The 1,919-nt window shown below is 54.5% G+C and carries 3 protein-coding genes and 1 pseudogene; 3 read left to right on the top strand and 1 reads right to left on the bottom strand.

Going from position 1 to position 1,919, the window contains the following annotated elements:
• Window positions 1-128: helix-turn-helix domain-containing protein (locus A3AY_RS38415; protein WP_154663351.1), on the bottom strand; the 128-nt coding region annotated here is incomplete at its 3' end.
• A gap of 181 nt (window positions 129-309) precedes the next feature.
• On the opposite strand from A3AY_RS38415, the gene A3AY_RS0130125 reads away from it, so the two are divergent.
• From A3AY_RS0130125 to A3AY_RS40930, 3 genes and pseudogenes are all read left to right on the top strand, one after another.
• A complete protein-coding gene (locus A3AY_RS0130125; protein WP_018329392.1) occupies window positions 310-693 on the top strand; it encodes a RidA family protein in 384 nt (127 codons plus the stop codon).
• Between the two features lie 62 nt (window positions 694-755).
• On the top strand, window positions 756-1,781 hold the full coding sequence (locus tag A3AY_RS0130130; RefSeq protein WP_018329393.1) for a carbon-nitrogen hydrolase family protein: 1,026 nt from the start codon (window positions 756-758) through the stop codon (window positions 1,779-1,781).
• Window positions 1,782-1,785: 4 nt separating this feature from the next.
• Window positions 1,786-1,919, top strand: a pseudogene (locus A3AY_RS40930) (molybdopterin-dependent oxidoreductase); the annotation flags it as partial.

The raw sequence follows: 1,919 nt of genomic DNA on the forward strand, positions 1-1,919 counted from the left end.
AGTCGGCGCGAAACGGTGGAGTGGCTTACTCTCAGTTCTCGAGCGGCGCCGGTTACGCTCTTACACCTGACAACGATGAGGAAGAGCTTGAGATCGTCCCAATCAAGATGATCAATTGCAGTCGCCATACTACCCCCGTCTATTTTTGCACAGGGTAGTGCATCCTATTCGGGTTGGCGCGCAAATTCGTTCTGCTAGCTTCAGACGCGCTGTGCAGCTGGACGTGTAGTGTAGCAGTCAAGCAAACTTTTCTGCGGACAGGCTGATCAGCAGCAGGTCCCGCTCCTTGAACCTACCTTGGGAGTAAGCATGTCGAGAGAAACTGTGAATGCTTCGAACGCTGCGGCCGTGGGACCGTATTCGCACGCGACATGGGCCGGCGACTTGCTGTTCTGCTCCGGCCAGACGCCGCTTGACCCCAGCACTGGCAAACTTGTTGACGGAAATGTCGCCGATCAAACACGCCAGTGTTTCGATAATCTGTTTCAGGTTCTCGAGGCAGCCGGGTTGGGGTCAGACGATGTCGTATCCGTCAACGTCTATCTCACCGACATGGGCGACTTTGGCCAGATGAACCGAATTTATGCGACACGTTTTTCATCGCCCTACCCGGCGCGAACGACAATCGGTTGTGCCAGCCTGCCTTTGGGAGCACGCATTGAAATCGGTCTAACGGCAAAACGGCAATATTGAACCTGTCTTTCCGAACTAGTCGAGATGGCGAATGGCGAGCATTGATCTGTAAAGGAATGTCGATGGGAAACGTGAATTTCAAGGCGGCGGCTGCCCATATTGCCCCCGTTTACCTCGATCCAATGGCAAGCGCGAGCAAAGCTTCCTCGGTGATCGCAGAGGCGGCCCGCAACGGCGCATCGCTCGTGGTATTTTCGGAGAGCTTTCTTCCCGGTTTCCCAGTCTGGGCGGCACTTTACCCACCGATTCAATCCCACGAACATTTCAAGCGCTTCTTGAATGGTTCGGTGTACGTGGATGGTCCTGAGATTGAGCGTGTGCGAAAAGCAGCGTCGGATCACCGAGTCTTCGTTTCAATCGGTTTCTCCGAGCGCAACCCGGCGAGTGTCGGAGGGTTATGGAATAGCAACGTCTTGATTTCCGATACCGGCGAGATACTGATCCACCATCGAAAGCTGGTAGCAACCTTCTTTGAAAAGCTCGTTTGGGATCCGGGAGATGGCGCAGGTTTGGTGGTCGCCAATACGAGAATTGGTCGCATCGGCGGTCTGATTTGCGGGGAAAATACAAATCCGCTAGCGCGCTACAGTCTTATGACGCAGAGCGAGCAAGTTCACATAAGCAGCTATCCGCCGATCTGGCCAACTCGCGTTCCCACAGAGAGCGACAACTACGACAACCGAGCAGCCAACCGCATCCGTGCGTCAGCGCATTGCTTCGAGGCGAAGTGCTTCGGGATAGTTGTGGCCGGGCGCCTGGATGAAGGTGCACGCAAATCCATTGCTTTGGATGATCCTGCCATCGAAGCGATCATAGATGCCAGTCCGCGGGCTAGTAGCTTTTTCCTTGGGCCGACTGGAGCTCCAATTGGTGATGAAATGATCGATGAAGGTATCGGTTATGCCTATATCGATCTTGACGAGTGTGTTGAACCGAAACGGTTCCACGACGTCGTTGCCGGTTACAACCGATTCGATATTTTTGACGTCGCCGTGAACCGGACGCGCCGAAAGCCAATCAATTTTTTGGAAGGCAGCACTGAGGAAGCTCAAAGGACCCTCCCTGATGCGCCGACCCCGCCGGAGTAAGCTGATGAAACGACCGGGTATGCACATGCCTAAGAAAGGCTTCTCCTTCCGTGGACCGGCTGACGGCGTTCATGCCCTGGACTCCTGGATTACGCCTGAAGATGATCTTTTTCTGGTAACGCATATGGGGTTCCTGGA

The sequence above is a fragment of the Rhizobium giardinii bv. giardinii H152 genome (assembly GCF_000379605.1).
In the GTDB taxonomy this organism is placed as follows: Bacteria; Pseudomonadota; Alphaproteobacteria; order Rhizobiales; family Rhizobiaceae; genus Pararhizobium; species Pararhizobium giardinii.

Excerpts from the sequence above, each read along its gene's own strand:
- A3AY_RS0130130 (WP_018329393.1), top strand. The coding sequence starts at position 756 with ATGGGAAACGTGAATTTCAAGGCGGCGGCTGCCCATATTGCCCCCGTT.
- A3AY_RS0130125 (WP_018329392.1), top strand. The coding sequence starts at position 310 with ATGTCGAGAGAAACTGTGAATGCTTCGAACGCTGCGGCCGTGGGACCG.